At 70.8% G+C, this 23852-nt stretch carries 16 protein-coding genes and 2 pseudogenes; 12 read left to right on the top strand and 6 right to left on the bottom strand.

Features of this window, described 5'->3' with window-relative positions:
* Nucleotides 1-266 precede the first annotated feature (266 nt).
* Nucleotides 267-1940, top strand: a complete 1674-nt coding sequence (locus QQM39_RS11230; protein WP_301996557.1) for an RNA polymerase sigma factor — start codon at nucleotides 267-269, stop codon at nucleotides 1938-1940.
* 15 nt (nucleotides 1941-1955) lie between these two features.
* On the opposite strand, the gene QQM39_RS11225 is transcribed toward QQM39_RS11230, so the two are convergent.
* Nucleotides 1956-2654 (bottom strand): glycerophosphodiester phosphodiesterase, encoded by a 699-nt coding sequence (locus QQM39_RS11225; protein ID WP_301996556.1) that lies wholly within the window; start codon nucleotides 2652-2654, stop codon nucleotides 1956-1958.
* Between the two features lie 58 nt (nucleotides 2655-2712).
* Nucleotides 2713-3774 (bottom strand): adenosine deaminase, encoded by a 1062-nt coding sequence (locus QQM39_RS11220; RefSeq protein ID WP_301996555.1) that lies wholly within the window; start codon nucleotides 3772-3774, stop codon nucleotides 2713-2715.
* Nucleotides 3775-3929: 155 nt separating this feature from the next.
* On the opposite strand from QQM39_RS11220, the gene QQM39_RS11215 reads away from it, so the two are divergent.
* Nucleotides 3930-4790: a DUF4190 domain-containing protein gene (locus tag QQM39_RS11215; protein WP_301996554.1), complete on the top strand. Its 861-nt coding sequence runs from the start codon at nucleotides 3930-3932 to the stop codon at nucleotides 4788-4790.
* 209 nt (nucleotides 4791-4999) lie between these two features.
* Here the strand turns inward: QQM39_RS11215 and QQM39_RS11210 are convergent, their stop codons facing one another.
* Nucleotides 5000-5554, bottom strand: coding sequence for an NADAR family protein (locus QQM39_RS11210; RefSeq protein WP_301996553.1), 555 nt, complete (start codon nucleotides 5552-5554; stop codon nucleotides 5000-5002).
* A gap of 199 nt (nucleotides 5555-5753) precedes the next feature.
* Between QQM39_RS11210 and QQM39_RS11205 the strand changes: the two genes are divergently transcribed.
* The 7 genes from QQM39_RS11205 (at nucleotide 5754) to QQM39_RS11175 (ending at nucleotide 13539) form a co-directional block, all read left to right on the top strand.
* Nucleotides 5754-7289 carry a gamma-aminobutyraldehyde dehydrogenase gene (locus tag QQM39_RS11205; protein WP_301996550.1) on the top strand — a complete coding sequence of 512 codons (1536 nt, stop codon included), beginning with the start codon at nucleotides 5754-5756 and terminating at the stop codon, nucleotides 7287-7289.
* Between the two features lie 86 nt (nucleotides 7290-7375).
* Complete coding sequence (locus QQM39_RS11200; protein WP_301996549.1) at nucleotides 7376-8623, top strand: PotD/PotF family extracellular solute-binding protein; 1248 nt, start codon at nucleotides 7376-7378, stop codon at nucleotides 8621-8623.
* 5 nt (nucleotides 8624-8628) lie between these two features.
* Complete coding sequence (locus QQM39_RS11195) at nucleotides 8629-9774, top strand: ABC transporter ATP-binding protein (protein ID WP_301996548.1); 1146 nt, start codon at nucleotides 8629-8631, stop codon at nucleotides 9772-9774.
* Complete coding sequence (locus QQM39_RS11190) at nucleotides 9774-10703, top strand: ABC transporter permease (RefSeq protein WP_301996547.1); 930 nt, start codon at nucleotides 9774-9776, stop codon at nucleotides 10701-10703. Before QQM39_RS11195 ends, QQM39_RS11190 begins: the two co-directional genes overlap by 1 nt.
* Complete coding sequence (locus tag QQM39_RS11185; RefSeq protein WP_301996546.1) at nucleotides 10704-11504, top strand: ABC transporter permease; 801 nt, start codon at nucleotides 10704-10706, stop codon at nucleotides 11502-11504.
* A 47-nt stretch (nucleotides 11505-11551) separates the two neighbouring features.
* Nucleotides 11552-12970 carry an FAD-binding oxidoreductase gene (locus QQM39_RS11180; RefSeq protein ID WP_301996545.1) on the top strand — a complete coding sequence of 473 codons (1419 nt, stop codon included), beginning with the start codon at nucleotides 11552-11554 and terminating at the stop codon, nucleotides 12968-12970.
* Nucleotides 12971-13086: 116 nt separating this feature from the next.
* On the top strand, nucleotides 13087-13539 hold the full coding sequence (locus QQM39_RS11175; RefSeq protein ID WP_301996544.1) for a hypothetical protein: 453 nt from the start codon (nucleotides 13087-13089) through the stop codon (nucleotides 13537-13539).
* 280 nt (nucleotides 13540-13819) lie between these two features.
* Here QQM39_RS11175 and QQM39_RS11170 read toward each other — a convergent pair.
* The 3 genes and pseudogenes from QQM39_RS11170 to gabT form a co-directional block, all read right to left on the bottom strand.
* A pseudogene (locus tag QQM39_RS11170) lies at nucleotides 13820-15056 on the bottom strand (IS701 family transposase).
* A gap of 52 nt (nucleotides 15057-15108) precedes the next feature.
* Nucleotides 15109-15968, bottom strand: a pseudogene (locus QQM39_RS11165) (phosphatase PAP2 family protein).
* Between the two features lie 241 nt (nucleotides 15969-16209).
* Nucleotides 16210-17544 (bottom strand): 4-aminobutyrate--2-oxoglutarate transaminase, encoded by a 1335-nt coding sequence (gene gabT / locus QQM39_RS11160; RefSeq protein WP_301996543.1) that lies wholly within the window; start codon nucleotides 17542-17544, stop codon nucleotides 16210-16212.
* A 286-nt stretch (nucleotides 17545-17830) separates the two neighbouring features.
* Here gabT and QQM39_RS11155 point away from each other — a divergent pair, with 286 nt between their 5' ends.
* The 3 genes from QQM39_RS11155 to QQM39_RS11145 all read left to right on the top strand — a co-directional run bounded on the left by QQM39_RS11155 (nucleotide 17831) and on the right by QQM39_RS11145 (nucleotide 23830).
* Nucleotides 17831-20224, top strand: a complete 2394-nt coding sequence (locus QQM39_RS11155; protein ID WP_301996542.1) for an ATP/GTP-binding protein — start codon at nucleotides 17831-17833, stop codon at nucleotides 20222-20224.
* A gap of 188 nt (nucleotides 20225-20412) precedes the next feature.
* On the top strand, nucleotides 20413-22092 hold the full coding sequence (locus QQM39_RS11150; RefSeq protein ID WP_301996541.1) for a PucR family transcriptional regulator: 1680 nt from the start codon (nucleotides 20413-20415) through the stop codon (nucleotides 22090-22092).
* A 292-nt stretch (nucleotides 22093-22384) separates the two neighbouring features.
* Nucleotides 22385-23830, top strand: coding sequence for an aldehyde dehydrogenase family protein (locus QQM39_RS11145; RefSeq protein ID WP_302003547.1), 1446 nt, complete (start codon nucleotides 22385-22387; stop codon nucleotides 23828-23830).
* The last annotated feature ends 22 nt before the right edge of the window (nucleotides 23831-23852 follow it).

The following is a 23852-nucleotide window of genomic DNA, read 5'->3' as shown; positions in this document are numbered from 1 at the left end:
TGCCAGGGATCGCCCCTACGGGCCGGGTCCGCGGCCCAGGTCGCCGAAAAAAGTGTTATCGCCGCCCCCTTCACCGCGTCTCCACTCGCGTCCCGCCACCCCCCACCCCCGGGAGCCGCCCCGATGCCCCGCCTGCCGTCCCCGCTGGCGTCCCGTCCGTCGTCTCACCCGTGCCGAAAGCGGAATGTGATCTCCGACATAGCCAACAGTGCTGGTCAGGCTGAGAAGGTGCGTACGGGCAGCAAGTGAGCCGGGAGAGGACGTACGTGGACGAGCGAGCCGGCCGGCAGTGGCGCGCCACCATCGCGGCGGCGCAGGCCGGTGACCGGCATGCGCTGGACGAGCTGGTCGAGGGCTGGCTGCCGCTGGTCTACAACGTGGTCGGGCGCGCCCTGAACGGTCATGCCGACGTCGACGACGTCGTCCAGGAGACCATGCTGCGCGCCGTCGACAACCTCGGCTCGCTGCGCGACCCGGACAGCTTCCGCTCCTGGCTCGTCGCCATCGCCATGCGGCAGATCCGGGACCGGGCGCGCCGCAGGCAGACCGCCCAACTGGACGAGTCGGCCGCGCACGAGGCCACCGACTTCGCCGAACTCACCGTGCTGCGGCTGCAGTTGGAGGGGCAGCGGCGCGAGGTCGCGGAGGCCGTGCGCTGGCTGGACGACGAGGACCGGCAACTGCTGTCGCTGTGGTGGCTGGAGGTCGCGGGAGAGCTGACCCGGCGCGAACTGGCCGCCGCGGCCGGGATCAGCCGGCAGCACGCCGCGGTGCGCGTCCAGCGGGTCAAGGAGCGGCTGGAGACCGCGCGCGGCATCGTACGGGCGCTGGACGGCGCCTGCCCCGACCTGCGCGAGCTGACCGCCCGCTGGAACGGCCGCCCCGACTCGGTCTGGCGCAAGCGGCTGGCCCGGCACATCAGGGGCTGCGGCTACTGCGGCGACTCCCGCGAGGCCGTCGTACCGGCCGAACGGCTTCTCGTCGGTATCGCGCTCGTCCCGATCCCGGTCGGTTTCACCCTCTCCCTGGCCCTCGGCGGCAAGACGGCGGCCGCGGCGACGGCCACGGCGACCTCCGTCGGCTGGTCCGCGAAGGTGATGGCCGCGCTCGCCCAGCCCGCCGTGGCGGTGACGGCCGGCGCGACGATCGTCGCGGGCGGCGCGTACGTCGTCACCCAGACCCCGGACGCGCCGCCGCGCGCGGCCGCCCCCACGGCGGCGAGCACGGCCCGCCCGCCGTCGCCCACGCCGTCGGTGACACCGACAGCCACGCCTTCCCCGTCACCGTCGGCGACGAAGGAGGTCGACCTGTACGGCACGGTCGTCGACGCCGTCGACCAGGCCCCGGACCCGAACGCCGAGCCCGCCGCCCTGCCCCGCCGCCCCGAGTCCGGCGTCACCAGCACCGGGGGCGCGAAGGCCGTCATGCAGCACCGGGGCGAGAACGTGACGCTCAGCGGGCAGGGCTATGTCCTGGTGCGCTGGCAGATCTCCCCGCACGACCGGTCCGGCGGGCTGACCATGCCGACCTGGACCGGTCTGAAGGGCGAGATCTTCCACGTCGCCTCGGGTGGCGGCCGCCGTATGGACGACGTCATCGGGGACGGTTCCGACCGGGGCTACGTCACCGGCATGGGCGGCCCGGACATCGGCTACACGGTGCTGCCCGACGGCACCCAGCAGATGTGGCAGAACGAGTACTTCTACCTCGACGGCACCGTCACCCTGAACCAGAACGAGCGCGGCGCCTCCTACGGCCTGACCGTCATGCCGTCGAGCTGGGACAAGGTGAACGAGGACGTGCGGTACGGCCCCCCGCAGGGCGCCCTCCGCTACGGCCTGGTCCGCGACAACGGCAAGGACACCGCGCCGGTGCCGCAGTACGTCACCCGTGAGACGCCGGCCGATCCGGCGGCGGTGGCTCAGCGCTCGCGTGTGTAGCGCCGGTGACCGTGCCTAGGGCCTGTCCGCCTGGGCGGCGCGCAGGCCGAGGAGGACGGCGACCCGATTGGTCGTGATCGAGTCGACGCCGATGTCCAGCAGGCGGCGCATGGAGCGCCGGGTGTCCGGGGTCCAGGCGGACAGCAGGTAGCCGTCGCGGTGGACGCGCTCGGTGAGGGCGTGGTCGACCAGGCCGAAGCGGTAGTTGAGCCAGCGCGGGCGCACCGCGTCCAGCAGCGCGGGGCGCGGCGGCGCCAGCGTCGTCCAGGTCAGGGCGATCTCGGCGGCCGGGTCGGCGGCGCGCACGGCGAGCATGGCGGGGGCGCCCGCGCAGTAGTACACGCGGTCCTGCGCCCCGCACCCGCGCACGACGTCCACGACCCGGCGTGCCGCCCGCACATCGGGCGTGCCCGGCAGGTCGAGCATCACGCGGCTCCCGTCGCACGCCGCCAGCGCCTCCTCAAGTGTCGGCACCCCGCCCGCCGTCAGCCCCCGCACCTCGGCCGCCGACAGCGCGAGCACCGGCCGGTCCTGCTCCCACAGCCGTTTCAGTGTCTCGTCGTGCAGCAGCACCGGCACGCCGTCCTGGGTGAGCCGTACGTCGATCTCCACCGCGTCCGCGCCCAGTTCGAGCGCGGAGCGCAGGGAGTCGAGCGTGTTCTCGCGGACGCGGTAGGGGTCGCCGCGGTGGGCGACGGCGGTCACGTTCTGCATGGACGTCATTGTGGCGGTCGCCGGTGGGGTGGCGTCAGTCCGGGCGCCATTCCGGGCGTCAGGGGGCGAGCCACGTGCTCGTGTACGTGTCGATCTCGGCCTGGATCCGGGCCTTGCCGGGCGCGTCCAGGAAGGACGCCGCCACGGCGTTCTCGGCCAGGTCGGCCAGGCCCCGCTCGTCGAGGTCGAGGAGGCGTGCGGCGACCGCGTACTCGTTGTTGAGGTCCGTGCCGAACATGGGCGGGTCGTCGGAGTTGATGGTGACGACGACCCCGGCCTTCGCGAACTCCTTGATCGGGTGCTCGTCGATGGTGCGGACCGCGCGCGTGGCGATGTTGGAGGTCGGGCACACCTCCAGTGGGATCCGGTGCTCGGCGAGGTGTGCGAGCAGCTTCGGGTCCTGCGCCGAGCTCGTACCGTGCCCGATGCGCTCGGCGCGCAGATGGTTCAGGGCGTCCCAGACCGTCTCCGGCCCTGTGGTCTCACCGGCGTGCGGCACGGAGTGCAGTCCGGCGGCGATCGCCCGGTCGAAGTACGGCTTGAACTGCGGCCTCGGTACGCCGATTTCGGGCCCGCCGAGCCCGAACGACACCAGGCCCTCCGGGCGCACTCGGTCGTCGGTGGCGAGCCGCACGGTCTCCTCGGCGGATTCGAGCCCCGCCTCGCCGGGGATGTCGAAGCACCAGCGCAGCACGGTCCCGAACTCGGCCTCGGCCGCCTTGCGGGCGTCCTCGATGGCGTCCATGAACGCCTTCTCGTCGATGCCGCGGCGGGTGGAGGAGAACGGGGTGATGGTCAGCTCGGCGTAGCGCACCTGCTGGCGGGCCAGGTCGCGGGCCACCTCGTACGTCAGCAGCCGTACGTCCTCCGGGGTGCGGATCAGGTCCACGACGGACAGGTACACCTCGATGAAGTGGGCGAAGTCCGTGAACATGAAGTAGTCGACCAGGGCCTCGGGGTCGGTGGGGACCTTGGAGTCGGGGTGGCGGGCGGCGAGTTCCGCGACGATGCGGGGGGAGGCGGAGCCGACGTGGTGGACGTGCAGTTCGGCCTTGGGCAGTCCGGCGATGAAGGCGTGCAGGTCGCGCGGGACGCGGGCGTCGACGAGACGGTCGGTCAAGGTTCCTCCCCGGGAACGGCGTCCGCGGCCGGGTGTGCGGGTGGCGGGACGCGGGTGATCGGCTGATCGGTTACTCGGGAGCATCGTAGGCCGGGGCCGTGTCGGCGATGCCCGGGCCTTAGCATGACGGCACGCACGACGGAGGGGGCCCGCGCATGTCCGACGACGCGCAGACGCCGGAGGCGCCGGAAGTATCGGGGAGATCGGAAGCATCAGGGGGGTCGGGGACTTCGTCGGAGAAGGGGCCGAAGACGTCGTTGGACAAGCCGGGGGCGGGGGCGGGGGCGACCGGGCCGAGTGATGCGGTGCCGGGTGGGCCGCAGTCCCGAACCGAGCCGGATCCGTGGGCGCCTCCTGCCGCGGGCGCGCAGGCGGCCCCCGCCATCACGCCGGGCGGTCCCGGGCACACCCTCTCCTCGAACGAGCCGCCGGTCTGGCCTGCTCCGTCCGTGCACGATCAGCAGACCGTCACGTCCATGCCGCCCATGGGCGTGCCGTCCGAGCCACGGGACGCCGTGCCGCCGGCGGCGCCGTGGACGAACCCGTCGGCAGGGCCGGGCCCGGCGATGCCGCCGTACGGCTCGACGGGGAACCCCTTCGCGCCGCCGACCGCGCCCGGTCCCTACGGCGCTCATGATGAGCCCGTTCCGCCGCCGCCCATCGGTCCCGACGGGCCGGGGCAGGTTCCGTACGGCTATCCCGTGGGTCACGGGTACCCGGGGGCGGGGCCTGGTGCCGCGGGCTACTACGGCTGGCCCGGTATGCAGGCCATGCCGAGCAACGGAATGGGCACGGCCGCGCTTGTGCTCGGGATCATCTCCGCTGCGGTCTTCTGTCTGTGGCCGGTGGCGATCATTCTGGGTGTGCTGGCTCTGATCTTCGGTTCGATCGGGCGGGGCAAGGCGCGGCGGGGCGAGGCGACGAATCCGGGGCAGGCACTGGCCGGGATGATCTGTGGGGCGGCGGGGGTGGTGTTGGGGTTGGGGATGGTGGCGCTTGTGATCGCCACGGCGTAGGCACCGCCGGGTTTTCCTCGCCCCCGCCGCCCCTACCCGTCCCATCCCTGGGGCTGCGGCCCCCAGACCCCCGCTTCGGCCCTGAACGGGCCTCGTCCTCAAACGCCGGACGGGCTGAGTACGTCAGCCCCTCCGGCGTTTGAGGAGCGGGGTCGAAGGGGCGGAGCCCCTTCAGGACGGGACGGGTAGGGGCGGCGGGGGCGAACCCCCTACCCCCGCAACCGCTCCCGCGCCTCCATCAACGCGAACCCCAGCAAATTCGGCCCCCGCCACCGCTCCGGATCCCCCGCCCCCTCATCACTCGCCGCCAGCCCGATCCCCCACACCCGATCCACCGGACTCGCCTCCACCAGCACCCGATCCCCGGTACCCACCAAGAACGCCCGCAGATCCGCATGCGCCCCGAACTTGCGGACCGACCCCTCGACGACGATCCGGAACCGCTCCCGCTCCCATATCGCGTCGTCGAACCCCCGCACCAGCCGCCCGGCCTTCTTCGCCGCCGACGGATGCCCCGCCCCCAACACCCCTCGCTCGGCCTCGGCGTCCCCGAACAGCCGCGCCTTCTCGGCCATCATCCAGTGCTCGGCGGTCGCGTACGCCACCCCGTCCACCGTGAACGGGGACGGCCACCACTGGCTCAGGCAGCTCGCACCCACCTGGCCGTCCGGCCTCGGCCGGTGCCCCCAGAAGTGCAGATACTTGACCCTCGCCCCCGCACGGACCTCCCTGATCAGGACATCCCAAGAATCGATCTTCGGCATGCCGCCGAGTCTGGCACGCACCACCGACAATCCGTCCCGCGTTTTTCTGGCCAACTCGACACCTGGTCGACAGATTCCGTCGCGTAACCAAAAGGCAACAACGGAATCACTTGTTGGAGTGCTCCTGCTCTGTCAGGATCGGCACTCAAATCGAGCCTGAGCCACGCCGGCCCCACCGCGGGGACACGGAGGGAGCGACATGCACAACCCGGGCACCGCCACCCCGGAACGATTCCCGGCCCAGGACCGCTTCGCGGAGGGCGCGCAGTACATCGCGGGCCGACCGGCGAAGGGGACCTCGGGTCGTACCCACGCCGTCGTCGACCCTGCGACCGGCGAGGAGGTGTACACGTACGACCTGGCCGGCCCCGATGACGTCGACGCGGCCGTCGCCGCCGCGCGCGAGGCGTTCCCGGGCTGGGCCGCCGCGACCCCGGGCGAGCGCTCCGACGCGCTGCACCGTTTCGCCGCCGTCCTCGCCGACCGGGCCGAGGAATTCGCCCGCGCCGAGTCCCTGCAGTGCGGGAAGCCGCTGAAGCTGACCCGTGAGTTCGACGTGCCCGGCACGATCGACAACACCGCCTTCTTCGCGGGTGCCGCCCGCCACCTCGCCGGCCAGTCCGCCGGGGAGTACTCCGGCGACCACACCTCCTACGTCCGCCGCGAGCCCATCGGCGTCGTCGGCTCCATCGCCCCCTGGAACTACCCCCTCCAGATGGCCGCCTGGAAGATCCTCCCGGCGATCGCGGCGGGCAACACCATCGTGCTCAAGCCCGCCGAGCTCACGCCCCTGACCTCGCTGCTCTTCGCGCGGGCCGCCACCGACGCCGGGATCCCGGACGGGGTCATCAACATCATTACCGGCACCGGGAGAGAAGCCGGTGAGCACCTCGTCGGTCACCCCGACGTCGCCATGACCTCCTTCACCGGCTCCACCGCCGTCGGCAAGCGCGTGGCCGAGATCGCCACCGCCACCGTGAAGCGGATCCACCTGGAGCTGGGCGGCAAGGCGCCCTTCGTCGTCTTCGACGACGCCGACCTCGAAGCCGCCGTCCACGGCGCGGTCGCGGGCGCGCTGATCAACACCGGGCAGGACTGCACGGCGGCCACGCGCGCGTACGTGCAACGGCCGCTCCATGAGGCCTTCGTGGAGCAGACCGCCGCCCTCATGGACACCGTCCGCCTCGGTGATCCGTTCGCGCCGGGCACCGATCTCGGGCCGCTGATCTCCCATGTCCAGCGCGACCGGGTCGCCGGGTTCGTCGACCGTGCGCGCGCCTACGCGCGCGTGGTGACCGGTGGCGAGGCTCCCCAGGGCGACCTCGAGAACGGTGCGTACTACCGTCCCACCCTCGTTGCCGACGCGCCCCAGGACAGCGAGATCGTCCAGTCCGAGATCTTCGGGCCGGTCCTGGTCGTCGTGCCGTTCGACAGCGACGACGAGGGGATCAGGCTCGCCAACGACACCCCGTACGGGCTCGCCGCCTCCGCCTGGAGCCGTGATGTCTACCGCGCGAACCGGGCCACCCGCGAGATCAAGGCGGGCTGTGTGTGGGTCAACGACCACATCCCGATCGTCAGCGAGATGCCGCACGGAGGCTACAAGGCCTCCGGCTTCGGCAAGGACATGTCAACCTACTCCTTCGAGGAGTACACCCAGATCAAGCACGTCATGTTCGACAACACCGCGGTCGCCAGGAAGGACTGGCACCGCACTGTCTTCGGGGACCGATAGCCAGATCAGGCGGGAGCAGCCGGCCGCCCGACCCGCGACCAGGCCTCCCCAACCTTTCCGATCTCTCCCGAAAGGGCACCACGCGCATGGAGCAGTACGAGCCCGACCGCCTGTCCCCGGCCCAGGTGGCCGCCATGCGGCGCAGTATGCGCAACGGCCGGGCCGCCATGACCCGCCGTTCCCTGCTGCGCGCCTCCACGGGCGGCGCGCTCGCGCTGGGCGGACTGGGCACGCTCGGCGCCTGCGGGATCCCCGCGGCCGGCAAGACCCAGGGCGGCACGTCCGCAGAGGACCACTCGGCCGAGGAGAAGGTCGTCAACTTCTCCAACTGGACCGAGTACATGGACGTCGACGACAGCGGCAAGCACCATCCGACGCTGGAGCAGTTCACGAAACGCACCGGCATCAAGGTCAAGTACACCGAGGACATCAACGACAACAACGAGTTCTTCGGGAAGATCAAGCCGCAGCTGGCGGCGGGGCAGGACACCGGGCGCGACATCATCGTCCTCACCGACTGGCTGGCCGGCCGCCTCATCCGCCTCGGCTGGGTCCAGAAACTGGACCCGTCCAACCTGCCGCACGCCTTCGCCAACCTGTCCCAGCAGTTCCGCAGCCCCGACTGGGACCCGGGACGGGCGTACTCCTACCCCTGGCAGGGCATCTCGACCGTCATCGCCTACAACAAGAAGGCGCTCGACGGCGTCGAGGTGAAGACCGTCTCCGACCTGCTCGACAACCCCAAGCTCAAGGGCCGCGTCGGTTTCCTCACCGAGATGCGCGACACCATCGGCATGACCCTGCTCGACATGGGCAAGGACCCCGCCAAGTTCAGCGACGACGACTACGACGCGGCGATCGCCCGCCTCCAGAAGGCCGTCGACAAGAAGCAGATCCGCCGGTTCACCGGCAACGACTACACCTCCGACCTCACCAGCGGCGACTTCGCCGCCTGCCTCGCCTGGGCCGGTGACGTCGTACAGCTCAAGGCCGACAGCCCGGACATCGACTTCCTCATCCCGGACAGCGGCTACATGACGTCCAGCGACAACCTGCTGATCCCCAACAAGGCCCGTCACAAGACGAACGCCGAGCGGCTCATCGACTACTACTTCGAGCCGAAGGCCGCCGCCGAGCTCGCCGCCTACATCAACTACGTCTGTCCCGTGGACGGCGTGAAGGAAGAGCTTGCGAAGATCGACGAGGACGCGGCCGACAACCCGCTGATCCTCCCCGACAAGGCCATGCAGGCCCAGTCCCGTGCCTTCCGCTCACTGAGTTCGAAGGAAGAGACGGCCTACGAAGAGAAGTTCGCGAAGCTCACAGGGGCGTGACACCAATGACGAACGACACCAGCGGCGACGTCCGCCTCTCCGGCATCAGCAAGACCTACGGCTCCTTCACCGCCGTACACCCCCTCGACCTGACCGTGCCGCAGGGCTCCTTCTTCGCCCTGCTCGGCGCCTCCGGCTGCGGCAAGACCACCACCCTGCGGATGATCGCCGGCCTGGAGGAACCTTCCTCCGGCACCGTCCACCTCGGCGACCAGGACGTGACCGCTCTCCCGCCGTACAAGCGGCCGGTGAACACGGTCTTCCAGTCGTACGCCCTCTTCCCGCACCTCGACATCTTCGAGAACGTCGCCTTCGGCCTGCGCCGGCGCGGCATCAAGTCGGTGAAGAAGCAGGTCGAGGAGATGCTCGACCTCGTACAGCTCGGCGAGCAGGCCCGCAAGAAGCCGCACCAGCTGTCGGGTGGCCAGCAGCAGCGCGTGGCCGTGGCCCGGGCCCTCATCAACCACCCCAAGGTGCTCCTCCTCGACGAGCCCCTCGGCGCCCTCGACCTGAAGCTGCGCCGCCAGATGCAGCTGGAGCTCAAGCGCATCCAGACCGAGGTCGGCATCACCTTCGTCCACGTCACCCACGACCAGGAGGAGGCCATGACCATGGCCGACACGGTCGCCGTGATGAACGCGGGCCGCGTCGAGCAACTCGGCTCGCCCACCGATCTGTACGAGAACCCGCGCACGACGTTCGTCGCCAACTTCCTCGGCACCTCGAACTTCATCGAGGCCGAGGTCGACTCCAAGAGCGGCGACGACATCGTGCTGAAGGCGGGCGGCGGCAAGCTCGTCCTCCCCGAGGCGCGGTGCGGCGCGCCCACGTCCACCGGCGGCAAGGTGCTGGTCGGTGTCCGGCCGGAGAAGATCTCCCTCACCCACGCCGACGAGGCGGGCGAGATCCCCGAGGGCCGCAACCGCATCACCGGCAGGATCGCGGACTCCTCCTTCATCGGCGTCTCCACGCAGTACGTCGTCGACAGCCCGGTCTGCCCCGACTTCGAGGTCTACGCCCAGAACATCGACCGGGACGCCCGGCTGGTGCCCGGCGCCGAGGTCGTCCTGCACTGGAACCCGGCGCACACCTTCGGTCTGGACGCCACCCAGGACATCGACGCCGGCATCCAGGAAGAGGCGGCGGTCTGATGGCGACACTCACCGAGGCGCCCCCGCCTCTCTCCCCGACGGCTCCCGAGAAGAAGCCCCCGCGTAGACGCGGCCGTCTCGTCCCGTACTGGCTCCTGCTCCCCGGCATCCTCTGGCTGCTGGTCTTCTTCGCGCTGCCGATGATCTACCAGGCCTCCACGTCCGTGCAGACGGGCTCCCTGGAGGAGGGCTACAAGGTCACCTGGCACTTCGCCACCTACTGGGACGCCCTGTCCGAGTACTACCCGCAGTTCCTGCGCTCGGTGCTCTACGCCGGCTCGGCGACCGTCCTGTGCCTGATCCTCGGCTACCCGCTCGCCTACCTCATCGCCTTCCGCGCGGGCCGCTGGCGGAACCTGATCATGATCCTGGTGATCGCGCCGTTCTTCACCAGCTTCCTGATCCGCACCCTCGCCTGGAAGACGATCCTCGCGGACGGCGGCCCGGTCGTCGGCGCCCTCAACACGCTGCACGTCCTGGACGTCACCAGCTGGCTCGGCATGACCTCGGGCGACCGCGTGCTGGCCACGCCGCTCGCGGTGGTGTGCGGTCTGACGTACAACTTCCTGCCGTTCATGGTCCTGCCGCTCTACACCTCGCTGGAGCGCATCGACCCACGGCTCCACGAGGCCGCGCACGACCTTTACGCCAAGCCGATCACCACCTTCCGGAAGGTCACCTTCCCGCTGTCGATGCCGGGCGTCGTCTCGGGCACGCTGCTGACCTTCATCCCGGCGGCCGGCGACTACGTCAACGCCGATCTCCTCGGCTCGACCGACACCCGCATGGTCGGCAACGTCATTCAGACGCAGTTCCTGCGGATTCTGGACTATCCGACGGCCGCGGCCCTCTCCTTCATCCTCATGGCCGCCATTCTCGTCATGGTGACCGTCTACATCCGTAGGTCCGGCACGGAGGATCTGGTTTAAATGACCTTCGTCAACTGGCTCAAGCGCAATCTCGTCGTCATCGCGGGACTGCTGACGCTCGCTTATCTCCTTTTGCCGAACGTCGTCGTGACGGTCTTCTCCTTCAACAAACCGAAGGGGCGCTTCAACTACGAATGGCAGGAGTTCTCCACGGCCGCCTGGCAGGACCCGTGCGGTGTCTCCGACCTGTGCGGCTCGCTGTCGGTCAGCCTCCAGATCGCGTTCTGGGCGACGCTGGGCGCCACGCTCCTGGGCACGATGATCGCCTTCGCGCTGGTCCGATACCGCTTCCGCGCGCGGGGCGCCGTGAACTCGCTGATCTTCCTGCCGATGGCGATGCCCGAGGTCGTCATGGCGGCCTCGCTGCTCACCCTGTTCCTCAACATGGGCGCCCAGCTGGGCTTCTGGACGATCCTCATCGCCCACATCATGTTCTGCCTGAGCTTCGTCGTGACGGCGGTGAAGGCACGCGTGATGTCGATGGACCCGCGGCTGGAGCAGGCGGCGCAGGACCTGTACGCCGGACCCTTCCAGACGTTCGTCCGGGTCACCCTGCCGATCGCCGCCCCCGGAATCGCGGCGGGCGCGCTGCTCGCCTTCGCGCTCTCCTTCGACGATTTCATCATCACGAATTTCAACGCGGGCTCCACCGTCACCTTCCCGATGTTCGTCTGGGGCTCCGCCCAGCGCGGAACGCCCGTTCAGATCAATGTCATCGGTACGGCCATGTTCGTCGTCGCCGTACTGTTCGTCCTGACCTCCATGGTCATCGGAAACCGCAGAAACAAGCAGAAGGCATAAGCCAAAAGGCATAAGCCCAGGGAAAACCCCTGTAGGGAGTTGAAATCATGGCCCCAAGCGCCATGAACAGATGGACAAAGGCACTCTCTGAAGCCCAGCCGGTCCCGTACTGGCTGGACGACCCCGGCAGGCCCCACCCGGAACCCGCCCTCACCACCGCCGAGACCTGCGACCTGCTGGTTGTCGGCGGCGGCTACAGCGGACTGTGGACCGCGCTCCTCGCCAAGGAGCGCGACCCGCAGCGGGACGTGGTCCTGCTCGAAGGCCGCGAGGTGGGCTGGGCCGCCTCCGGCCGCAACGGCGGCTTCTGCGCCGCATCCCTCACCCACGGGCTGCCCAACGGCCTCGCCCGCTGGCCCGACGAGATCCGCACACTTCAGGAGCTGGGCGCCCGCAACCTCGACGAGATCGAGAAGGCGGTCGCCCGCTACTCCCTGGACTGCGACTTCGAACGCACCGGCGAGATCGACGTCGCCACCGAGACCTACCAGGCGTGGGAACTGCGCGACTGGTACGAGGAGTTGCGGGACAAGGGCCTTGCCGAGGGAATCGAGTTCCTGGACGCCGAGGGGGTACGGGCCCAGGTCGACTCACCGACCTTCCAGGCCGGCCTCTACGACCGCCGCGGCGTCGCCATGGTCAACCCGGCCAAGCTGGCATGGGGACTGAAGCGGGCGTGCCTGGACCTGGGCGTGCGCATCCACGAGCACACCCCCGCCCTCACCCTGAAGCCGTACGGCGCCGGCATGGCCGTACGCACCCCCTACGGCCAGATCCGCGCCCGCAAGGTCGCGCTCGGCACGAACATCTTCCCGAGTCTGGTCAAGCGCGTGCGCGCGTACACGGTCCCGGTCTACGACTACGCCCTGATGACCGAGCCCCTCACCGGGGACCAGCTCGCCTCGATCGGCTGGAAGAACCGCCAGGGCCTCGGGGACTCGGCGAACCAGTTCCACTACTTCCGCCTCTCCGCCGACAACCGCGTCCTCTGGGGCGGCTACGACGCCATCTACCCCTACGGCGGCCGGGTCCGCGCCGAGTACGACGACCGTCCGGAGACCTACGCCAAGCTCGCGGGGCACTTCTTCACCTGCTTCCCGCAGCTGGAGGGCATCCGCTTCACCCACGCCTGGGGCGGCGCGATCGACACCTGCTCCCGCTTCTCGGCGTTCTTCGGGACGGCCCACCAGGGCAAGGTGGCGTACGCGGCGGGATTCACGGGCCTCGGCGTCGGCGCCACCCGCTTCGGCGCGGACGTGATGCTGGATCTGCTGGCGGGGGAGCACACGGAACGCACACAGCTCGAAATGGTCCGCAAGAAGCCGCTCCCCTTCCCGCCGGAGCCCTTCGCCTGGACCGGCATCGCGCTCACCAAGTGGTCGCTGGCCCGCGCCGACGCGCACGGCGGGCGGCGCAATCTGTGGCTGAAGGCGATGGACCGACTCGGCCTCGGGTTCGACAGCTGAATGTGACTCAGGTCACCTTGGATTGGTGGCGAGAACCCGCGTAATGCCCGGCAGGTGACCTCCCTCTCCCTCGTGACGCGACCCGCGTTCACGAAAGAAAAAGGGAGGTCACCGTCATGACAGGGGCGAAGACGGCGGTCGAGTGGCTGGCATCCGTTGCGCCGGATCCCGCAGCCTGTCGCTGGGAGTGGGAGCGCAATCCCCTCGGGGTCGCGCTGCTGCCGGCCGGCAAGGCCTGGGACGTACTCATCCTGCCGGGCGAGCTCGGCTATCCGACGCTCGATGTCCTCACCCGCATCCTCGACCAGCCGGGCCCGGTGCTGGTCGACTTCGGCGACTCGCGCATGGGCTTCTTCGTGCCACCGGGCACGGCCGCCCGCTGGCTCGGCACCGGCATCCGTACGGCCGGGGAGGGCACCTGGATCGTCGTCCCCTACCCGGGCCGCGCCTCCGGCGGCACCCGCTGGCTGGTCCCACCGGACGGAACCGGCACCCTCACCGACCCGGCACTGCTCGAACTGGCCATGCACGAGGCGGCGGCGCGACTGGCCGCGGAGGGGGAGGGCTAGGCCCTGTCGTTTGGATCATCCCGGCGTCGCGGGGTCCGGCACGCACTCCCCACTGCCTTAAGGGCGCGGGGGCACCCCCATCGCCCCCGGCTCGGGTCGGCCGGAAGGCACCGCACCTCACAGCCGGCCTGATCCGAACGACAGGACCTAGTAGTGCTTCGTTAGGTTGTGGGCTGTCTGTGGCTGCTCCGAGGGCTGGGCAGGGGGCGTCCGCAGGTGGTGCAGGTACCGGTCCAGCACCTCAGCAGGTCCTGAAGAACGTCGAGGACCTGGTAGAGGGTCAGGCCGGTGTGTGGACTTTTGGGTCGAGCCGCCTGAGGGTGAGGAATGCCTGGGCGGCGGTGACGAGGGTGACGTGGTGGTGCCAGCCGCGCCAGGTGCGGCCCTCGAAGTGGTCCAGTCCGAGGCCATGCTTGAGCTCGCGGTAATCGTGCTCGATCCGCCAGCGCATCTTGGCCCACCGCACCAGGTCAGCGGCCGGTGTGGCGGCAGGCAGGTTCGATATCCAGTAGTCCGTCGGAGCGTCCTGGCCGTCCGGCCATTCGACGAGGAAGTGTCTGGACGGGCAGGACGCCGTCCCACCGGTTGCGGCCGCCGCCCGCCTCCTGCGCTGCGGCCAGGGACTGCTTGCCCGCGGGCCGCACTGTCAGCACCGCGAACCGCGAAGTCATCGCGCCTTTGCTGCCCTGCCTCCAGGTCACCTCGGTGAACCGCTCCGCACCCGCCTCCCCGGCGAGGACGCAGACGGCTCGCGGTGGGGTGCGGTAGCGGGCAAGGGTGGGCGGTCCGAGCCCGCCATACGCAGGCTGGTGCGGCTCAGCATCCTCCGGGTGGGCGACTTCCTTCCCGTTCAGGGCCAGGACATAGGACAGCCCTCGCTCCTGGAGACCGAGCCGGAAGGGGGTGCTGACGCCGTAGCCGGCGTCGGCGACCACGACCGGCGCCTTCAACTGCCACTGGGCGAGTGTGTCCAGGAGACCGAGCGCGAGACGCCACTTCTCCCGGTGCACCACGTCGTCGGGGACTCCTGCCCTGCGGCATCGGTCCGGCTCGTCCGTCCACTCACGCGGCAGATACAACTGCCACTCCAACGGGCACGAGGCAGTGTCGGTGGCGGCATGGACACTGACCGCGACCTGGCAGTTCGCCCGCTTGCCGACCGCTCCGCAGTACTGGCGGGCCACCCCGACCGACGCCTTGCCGCACTTGGGGAACGAGACATCGTCGATCACCCACACCTCGGGCCTGACAACTCCGGACAGCCGCTCGGCGATCCGCTGCCTGACCGGCAGCGGATCCCACGGCGACTGGTTCACGAACTGCTGCAGGGCCTGCATGTTCCCGTCCGGCAGACGCTCGGCCATCGGCTGGATCGACTTGCGCCGGCCGTCGAGCATCAGGCCCCGCAGATAACACTCGCCCCACCGTCGCTGATCCCGCCGCGGAAACGACCCGAACACATCGGCAACGAACTCCGCCAACTCGCCCCGGAGCCGTTCCACTTCCCCCAACCTCACTCCGGGAAGCTGCCCACGATCAGCCGAGATCACTCAACGTAACGAAGCACTACTAGCCCGCGGAACCCTCGATGCCCCTGGGGCCGGGACCGGTGCGGCGGTCGGGAGTGGCGGCGGGCGTTCGGCGGCTGCTTCGGGCGAGGAACAGCCAGAGCGAAGACAGGAGCACCGCGCACAGGCACCAACTGGCCACGACGTCCAGGGGCCAGTGGTAGCCGCGGCGGACCAGGCCGAAGCCGACGGCGGCGTTGACGACCGCGCAGGCGATGAGGAGCTCGCGGCGGGCGTAGGCGGAGCGGAGCCAGGGAAGGAGGAGCAGCGCCGCGGAGCCGTAGGCGACGGCGGCCGTGGCGGTGTGGCCGGAGGGGTAGTAACCGGTCGCCGGGGGACGGCCGGGGTGCCCGGGCGGTCGGTGAGTTCCTTGAGCGGCACGACCAGGGCCGGGACCAGTGCCATCAGGACGGCCGCCGCGGTGGCCGGCAGCCACCAGCGGTCTGTACCAGTGCGCCGGGACCGCCAGGCGGTGTGGACGAGGACCGCGGCGAGGACCGGGACCGCGACCTGGACATTGCCCAGATCGGCCAGGAGATCGGAGGAGCGGTCCGGGTGGATCAAGGCCCGGCTGACCCGCTCGTCCACACGCACGAGCGGCCCGTCCGCGACGACCTGCCAGGTGATCAGGGCGAAGAGGAGAGCCGGAAGGCCGAGAAGGAGGAAGAGGGAGGTCGGGCGCCCCGGAACAGGGGGGGTGGTTCCGAGGCGCCCGTCCGGATCGGATGGTCGGCCGCCCCGGGGGGTTTGGGGCGGGCGACTGTCCGATCGGTGAGGAGATCCGAAGCCGGAGGCTCCGGTTGTGTGCGCGAGGGCACGACCAGGTCGAAGCTGGGGAGGCCTCGGCCCGATGTCACCCAGAGTCCCCTCTGGGCGGGGTGTATCTCTCATCTGCCTAGAACCTACGACAGCGGAAGGGCGTAAGACAGACGGAATCGCGTCCTGCCATCCACCTCGCACACCTTCTTCACACGCTCTGACTACCGCCGCCCCACCCCCGGAACCGCGGGCGGGGTGAGGGGTGGGGCGGATGGGGTTACCGGGCCGGTCGACCGGCGCTCACCAGTGGTTTTTCCGTGATCCCAGTGGTTTTGCTGTGGCCTCAGATGCGGGCGAAGGCCTGCTCGATGATGTCGAGGCCCTCGTTCAGCAGGTCCTCGCCGATGACCAGCGGGGGCAGGAACCGCAGCACGTTGCCGTAGGTGCCACAGGTCAGGACCAGCAGGCCCTCGGCGTGGCAGGCCTTGGCGAGCGCGGCGGTTGCCTCCGGGTTCGGCTCCTTGGTGGCGCGGTCCTTGACCAGCTCGATGGCGATCATGGCGCCCCGGCCCCGCACCTCACCGACGATGTCGAACTTCTCGGCCATGGCGGTGAGGCGGGCCTTCATGATCGCCTCGATGTTCTTCGCCCTGGCGTTGAGGTCGAGCTCCTTCATCGTCTCGATGGAGCCCAGCGCACCGGCACACGCGACCGGGTTGCCGCCGTACGTGCCGCCCAGGCCGCCCGCGTGCGCTGCGTCCATGATCTCGGCGCGGCCGGTCACGGCGGCGAGCGGGAGGCCGCCGGCGATGCCCTTCGCGGTCGTGATCAGGTCGGGCACGATGCCCTCGTCCTCGCACGCGAACCACTGACCCGTACGGCAGAAGCCGGACTGGATCTCGTCGGCGACGAAGACGATGCCGTTGTCCGAGGCGAACTTGCTGATGGCCGGCAGGAAGCCCTTGGCCGGCTCGATGAAGCCGCCCTCGCCGAGGACCGGCTCGATGATGATCGCGGCGACGTTCTCCGCGCCGACCTGCTTCGAGATCTGGTCGATGGCCTGCGCGGCGGCCTCCGGACCCGCGTTCTCCGGGCCGGTCGGCCAGCGGTAGCCGTAGGCCACCGGCACCCGGTAGACCTCGGGCGCGAACGGGCCGAAGCCGTGCTTGTACGGCATGTTCTTCGCGGTCAGCGCCATCGTGAGGTTCGTACGGCCGTGGTAGCCGTGGTCGAAGACGACGACGGCCTGGCGCTTGGTGTACGCACGGGCGATCTTGACGGCGTTCTCGACGGCCTCGGCGCCGGAGTTGAACAGCGCGGACTTCTTGGCGTGGTCACCCGGGGTGAGCTCGGCGAGGGCCTCGGCGACCTCCACGTAACCCTCGTACGGCGTGACCATGAAACAGGTGTGGGTGAAGTCGGCGAGCTGCGCGGAGGCCCGGCGTACGACAGCCTCGGCGGACGCGCCGACGGATGTCACCGCGATGCCCGAGCCGAAGTCGATCAGGCGGTTGCCGTCGACGTCCTCGATGATGCCGCCGCCCGCACGCGCCGTGAAGACGGGCAGCACGGAGCCCACGCCCTGCGCGACCGCGGCGGTACGACGGGCCTGCAGCTCCAGCGACTTCGGGCCGGGGATGGCGGTGACGACGCGGCGCTCCTGCGGAAGTGCGCTCATGAGGGGCTCCTGGGGGTGTTGCGGACGCTTGTCTTCTCTTTTTCGCAGGCTAGGGCGGGCAGTGGGGGGTGGGCATGCTCCATGTGGGCGTTGTCAGCGCGTCCGGTTGTCCGTGGTGGACATAGCGACGCGCCGGCGGAGGTTACGCGCCGGTGGGGCAGGCCGTGACGAGATCCGGAGCACCTCGGTCCGCTCCGTCGGCCGCGTAAGCGGTGAACTCCCCAGGAGAGGGCGTTAGATTGGCTCGCTGATGGTGGACGGAACGGCTGCTCAGGGGGCAAGGGCGATGGACAGCGACGGGACGCAGGACGCGCGGGGCACGCACGCGACGCCTGTGCCACGTCCGGCGGTGCCACCGGAGGCCCCCGTGGCGCCACCGCGGCCGACGCACGCTCCGGGCACGTCTGTGGCTGACTGGCTGAACGAAGCCCGGCCCGAGACCAGGCCAGGCATCTGGCGCTTCGGATACCGGATGCCGAAGGCCGCTGTGACCACGGAGCGGGTCAATCCCACGACCGTCGCCGGCATGCTGATTCCGCTTGTCGTGGCGCTTGTGGTGTGGTCCTTCTGGCGGCGCGGCGCGCTCCCGTACCAGTTCACGATCCTGCGACTCTTCACGCCGGAAGACTGGTGGTGGGGCGGCACGATGGCCTCGCCCAAGCACTTCGAGGGCCAGGCACTGCAGTACCCGGGCGTGGAGGCCCTGGACGTGTACAACGGCCTCTTCTTCGCCGTGCTCGTCTACATGGTGGGCCGGCTGGGGAGTTGGCCCGCTGTCGTCCGGCACCTTGTGGGCCGCAAACCTCAGCCGACCCGTGGCCTGCTGGCCGCCCTGGGCGCCCTCGTCACCCTGGGCTTCGTCTACCCGGACGCCTTCCCCGGCGTCGGCTGGGATCCCCTGCCCGTCGTGAGCCCGTTGTTCTCCCTCATCGTGCTGATCAGCGGTGGGTACGAGGTCTACAGCTCGCCATGGGCCACCGCGCTCCACACCCTCGTCGTCGCCCTCGCCCTGTGGCCCTTCGCCCGGCTCGGTGGCTGGTGGTCTCTGGTCCGGGCCTGGCTCGCAGCCCGTGGTCGTGCCGCGCAGGACCAGGGCCCGTCGCCTGTCGCCGAACAGCCCCGTGCCCGATGGCCCGAGCTGCGGGAGGCCGACCAGCACCAGGCCGCTGACGTACTCACCGCCGAGGTGCTCGCCGGGCAGATGAACGACGTGGACTGCGCCCGCATCGAGTACGGCTGGGTCCGGTCCCGGAACCAGGGCCGGGTGGCCGCCTTCACCGACGCGGTGCTGCGTCAGGGGGGCGCCGCGTTCACCCACCCCTCCGGCGACCGCGACCTGCCCGGCCGCACCGCGCGGCACGACCTGCTCGCCGGACAGGTGCGCATCGGACGGTGGGCCTCCGCCGACCGCACCCCGCCCGCATACGGCGGCGTGGGCGCTGCCCTCGGGCCGGAGACGCTGGGCACCTCGCTGCTGGTCGTCGGGCCGTCGGGCGCCGGCAAGACTCGGCACGTCATCGCCCCGGTGGCCGAGTCCCTCGCGCTCCAGGCTCTCACCGGCAGGTGCGCGGTGGTCGTGGTGTGCGCCGCGGGCACGGCGGTCGGGGCGGACTCGTCGTACGACGTCGTGGTGCGCATCGGAGACCCCGCGTCCGCGCACGACCTCGACCCGTACGCGGACGCCGAAGACCCCGACGAGGCGGCCGGGTTCCTTGCCGAGGCGCTGGCCGGGGATCTCGACACCGTCGGTGCCGAGCGCGCCGCCACCGTCCTCGCTCAGCTTCTGGGCCCCTACCGGGCCGCATACGGCCGATTCCCTGCCCTGCCCGTGCTGCGGGACCTGCTGGAAGGGGGCCGGCCGGCACTCTCCGATCTGCGTGCCCGGCTGGCCGACGACCGGCACACGGTGATGCGCCGCGAAGTCGAGGCCCGCATCCGGCAGGCCGGCGCCCCCGGTGACCCCGGTCCGGTGCTCGCCGACCGGCTCGCCCTGCTGGACCGGCCCGCCTTCGCCGACTTCTTCGGCTCCGGCAGCGGCACGAACCGTCCGTTCTCGCTGCGAGCTGTCGCCCACCACGCCTTGCGTGTCCGTATCGACCTGCCCGAGCGTGGTCACGAGGAGGTCTCCCGCCTGATCACCAGGCTTGTGCTGGCCCAGTTCGCCGAGGTCGCACGGGCAGGATCACGCGACCACTTCGTCAGTCTTGTCCTCGACGACGCCACGGGCACCGTCACCCCCGAGTCGGTTCGGCGGATTCAGCGCCTGCGCTCGCAGAACGCCGGCGTCGTGCTCGCGCTCCGCACGGTCTCCGATGTGCCGGAGGCCCTCCACGGGCCCTTGTACGGGGCCGTCGGCTGTCGGATGGCTCTGTCCGGCGTGACAACCTGGGACGGGAGCCGTTTCGCCGACGCCTGGGGCACCGAGTGGGTGGAGACCAAGGACGTCGCCCAGCACACCGTGTTCGCCGATCAGCCGATGACCCGGGCCATGCACGCCCTGCGCAAGCTGGTGACCGGCAAGGCGGTGACCACGGAAGCCGTCACCGTCCGCCAGGTCGAACGGGAACGCTGGTCCGCCTCCGAGCTGGCGCACTCGGTACCGCCCGGGCATGCGGTGCTGTCACTGACCACCGTGAACGGCGAACACGCGCCGCCGCTGCTGGTGGATCTGCGGGGCTGACCTCGGTCTCCGGTCGGCAGGGCACGCGGTGACCGTACGGTGAGGCAGAATCGGCACAGGTCGTTCATACACGGCGGCTAAAAGATCACAGGGATCACACAGATGATCACCGTGATCGCGCTGGTCACACCGATCACAGCGATCACCTCGATAGCGATCACACCGATCACCTCGATAGTGAAGGCCTCATGCCCCCGACGCTCGCCTCGCTCGTCCACCACTCCGCGCTCAAGCTGACCGTGCGGGCGGGCGAGGACCGCCTCGACGTGCCCGTGCGCTGGGCGCACGTCAGTGAGCTCGCCGACCCCGTCCCCTACATGGAGGGCGGTGAGCTGCTGCTGATCACCGCGCTCAAGCTGGACGCGGAGAACCCCGAGGCGATGCGGCGCTATGTGCGGCGCCTCGTCGGTGCGGGCGTGGTCGGGCTCGGCTTCGCGGTCGGCGTCAACTACGAGGACATTCCCACGGCACTGGTCGACGCGGCCGAGGCGGAGGGCCTGCCGCTGCTGGAGGTGCCGCGCCGCACGCCGTTCCTCGCCATCAGCAAGGCCGTGTCGGCCGCGATCGCGGCGGACCAGTACCGGGCGGTGACGGCGGGGTTCGCGGCGCAACGGGAGCTGACGAAGCAGGCGTTGACCGCCGGGCCGGAGGGGCTGCTGGCCGCGCTGGCGTCCCAGGTGGACGGCTGGGCGGCACTGTACGACGCGTCCGGTGCCGTGGTCGCGACGGCGCCCGAGTGGGCGGGGCGGCGGGCGGCGCGCCTCACCGCGGACGTGGAGCGGCTGCGGGAGCGGCCAGCGCCGGCGTCGTCCGTGGTCGGCGGGCCGGAGCACGAGGACCGGGTCGAGCTGCACTCCCTGGGCACGGGGCGCCGGCCGCGGGCGGCGCTGGCCGTGGGGACGGCGGCGGCGCCGGGCACGGCGGAGCGGTACGCCGTCCACTCGGCGATCGCCCTGCTGACGCTGACGACCGAGCGGTCGCGGTCGCTGCACGCGGCCGAGCAGCGGGTGGGCGCGGCGGTGCTGCGCATGCTGCTCGCCGGGGAGCCGGACCATGCGCGGGCCGTGGCGGGAGACCTGTACGGCGAACTCCTGGACGCGCCCTTCCGGGTGATCGTCGCCGAGGCGGCGTCGGTGTCGGCGGCGCGGGTCGTGGACTCGGGGGCGCGGGTGGCGCTCACCGATGCGTCCGCCGCGGTGCTGGCCGCCGCGTCCGACACGAACGGCGATCCGCTGGGCACCCTCACCGAGATCGTGGAGTCCGCGGCGGCTCGGGCCGGGGAGGCGGTGCTCGTCGTGCCGGAGGGGGAGGGCGAGGCGGCGCGGCTCGTGGTGCTCGCCGCGGACGGGGGTGCGGCGGTGGCGGCGTGCGCGAAGTACGCGGAGGCGTTGGAGGGGGCGCGGGCGGGGGACGTGTCCGAGCAGGCGGTGGGCGCCGACCAGGACGAGCTGGTCGTGGGGCTCTCGGCGCCGGCCGGGCCCATCGCCGCCGCGGCGGCGTACAAGCAGGCCGCGCAGGCCCTGTCGGTGGCTCGGCGGCGGGGGCGGGTGTGTGTGGAGCATGAGCAGCTGGCGGCGGGGTCGGTGTTGCCGTTGCTCGCGGACGATGCGGTGAAGGCGTTCGCGGACGGGTTGCTGCGGGCGCTGCACGAGCATGACGCGACGGGGCGGGGGGATCTGGTGGCCTCGCTGCGGGCGTGGTTGTCGCGGCACGGGCAGTGGGATGCGGCGGCCGCGGATCTGGGGGTGCATCGGCATACGTTGCGGTATCGGATGCGGCGGGTGGAGGAGATTCTGGGGCGGTCGCTGGATGACGCGGATGTGCGGATGGAGCTTTGGCTGGCGTTGAAGGCGACGTCGGCGGAGTAGGGGGTTTCGCCCCCGCCGCCCCTACCCATTCCCGTCCCCTGGGGGCTGCGCCCCCAGACCCCCGCTTCGGCCCTGAACGGGCCTCGTCCTCAAACGCCGGACGGGCTGAGTGCGTCAGCCCCTCCGGCGTTTGAGGAGCACCACCCACCCCGCCAAACCGGCGCACCCCCCAACCCCCACCACTCCACCCCGGACAAGCGCCCCTCCGCCCCGGCACCCCTACCGTGGACCCCGACACACCAGGACACCCCCAACGCGGAAGGGCCGGGAAATCGACATGCCAACGGACAATGTGGCAGCCACCCACGCCTTCTGGATCGCCGGCCGCCAGGTCAGCGGCGAGGACACCTTCGATGTCACCTCCCCGTGGGACGGGCGGGCCGTCGGCAAGGTCAGTGTGCCGACGGACGCGCAGATCGAGGAGGCCGTGGCCGCCGCGTACGCCGTCCGCGAGGACTTCGCCGCGACGCCGGCCCACGTGCGGGCCGCGGCCCTCGACCACGTCAGCAGGCGGCTCGTCGAGCGCACCGAGGAGATCGCCCGGCTGATCTCCGCCGAGAACGGCAAGCCGATGAAGTGGGCCCGAGGCGAGGTCGGCCGTGCCGTGTCCGTCTTCCGGTTCGCGGCCGAGGAGGCCCGGCGGTTCAACGGGGGAGAGGCCCAGCGGCTCGACACCGACCTCGGCGGTCAGGGGCGCCTCGCCCTCACCCGGCGCTTCCCCAAGGGCGTCGTCCTGGGCATCGCCCCGTTCAACTTCCCGCTGAACCTGTGCGCCCACAAGATCGCCCCGGCCATCGCCGCCGGCGCGCCGATCATCCTGAAGCCCGCCCCGGCCACCCCGCTCTCCGGGCTCGTCATCGGTGAGCTCCTCGCCGAGACCGACCTTCCGGCCGGCTCGTGGAGCATCCTCCCGGTGCCCAACGACCGTATGCCCGCGCTCGTCCAGGACCCGCGGCTGCCCGTGATCTCCTTCACCGGCTCCGAGAAGGTCGGCTACGCGATCATGGACTCGGTGCCGCGCAAGCACTGCACCCTGGAGCTGGGTGGCAACGGCGCGGCCGTCGTGCTCGGCGACTACGCCTCCGACGCGGACCTCGACTGGGCCGCCACCCGCATCGCGACCTTCTCCAACTACCAGGGCGGCCAGTCCTGCATCTCCGTGCAGCGGGTGATCGCGGACGCGTCCGTGTACGACCGGCTCCTGCCGCGTATCGTCGCCGCCGTCGAGGCCCAGGTCACCGGCGACCCGAGCGACGACGCGACCGACGTCGGGCCGCTGGTCAGCGAGGACGCCGCCAAGCGCGTCGAGGCGTGGGTGCGGGAGGCCGTCGACGCCGGCGCGGGCCTCCTCACCGGCGGCAAGCGTGACGGCGCCTCCTACGCGCCGACCGTCCTCACCGACGTACCGGCCGACACGACCCTCTCCTGCGAGGAGGTCTTCGGGCCCGTCCTCACCGTGCGGAAGGTCGACGGCGAGGCCGAGGCCTTCGCCGCCGTCAACGACTCCAAGTACGGCCTCCAGGCGGGCGTCTTCACGCACGACCTCCAGGTCGCCTTCCGCGCCCACCGCGCCCTTGAGGTCGGCGGCGTCGTCATCGGCGACGTGCCCTCCTACCGCGCCGACCAGATGCCGTACGGCGGTGCCAAGCAGTCCGGTGTGGGGCGTGAGGGCGTGAGGTTCGCGATGGACGACTACACCTACGAGCGGGTGCTGGTCCTCACCGGTCTCGCTCTCTAGTAAATGGGATCCATTTTCAGTT

Source organism: Streptomyces sp. DT2A-34 (genome assembly GCF_030499515.1).
Taxonomy (GTDB): Bacteria; Actinomycetota; Actinomycetes; order Streptomycetales; family Streptomycetaceae; genus Streptomyces.
Note: the sequence above shows the minus strand (reverse complement) of the source record. Positions and strands in the feature narration are given on the sequence as shown.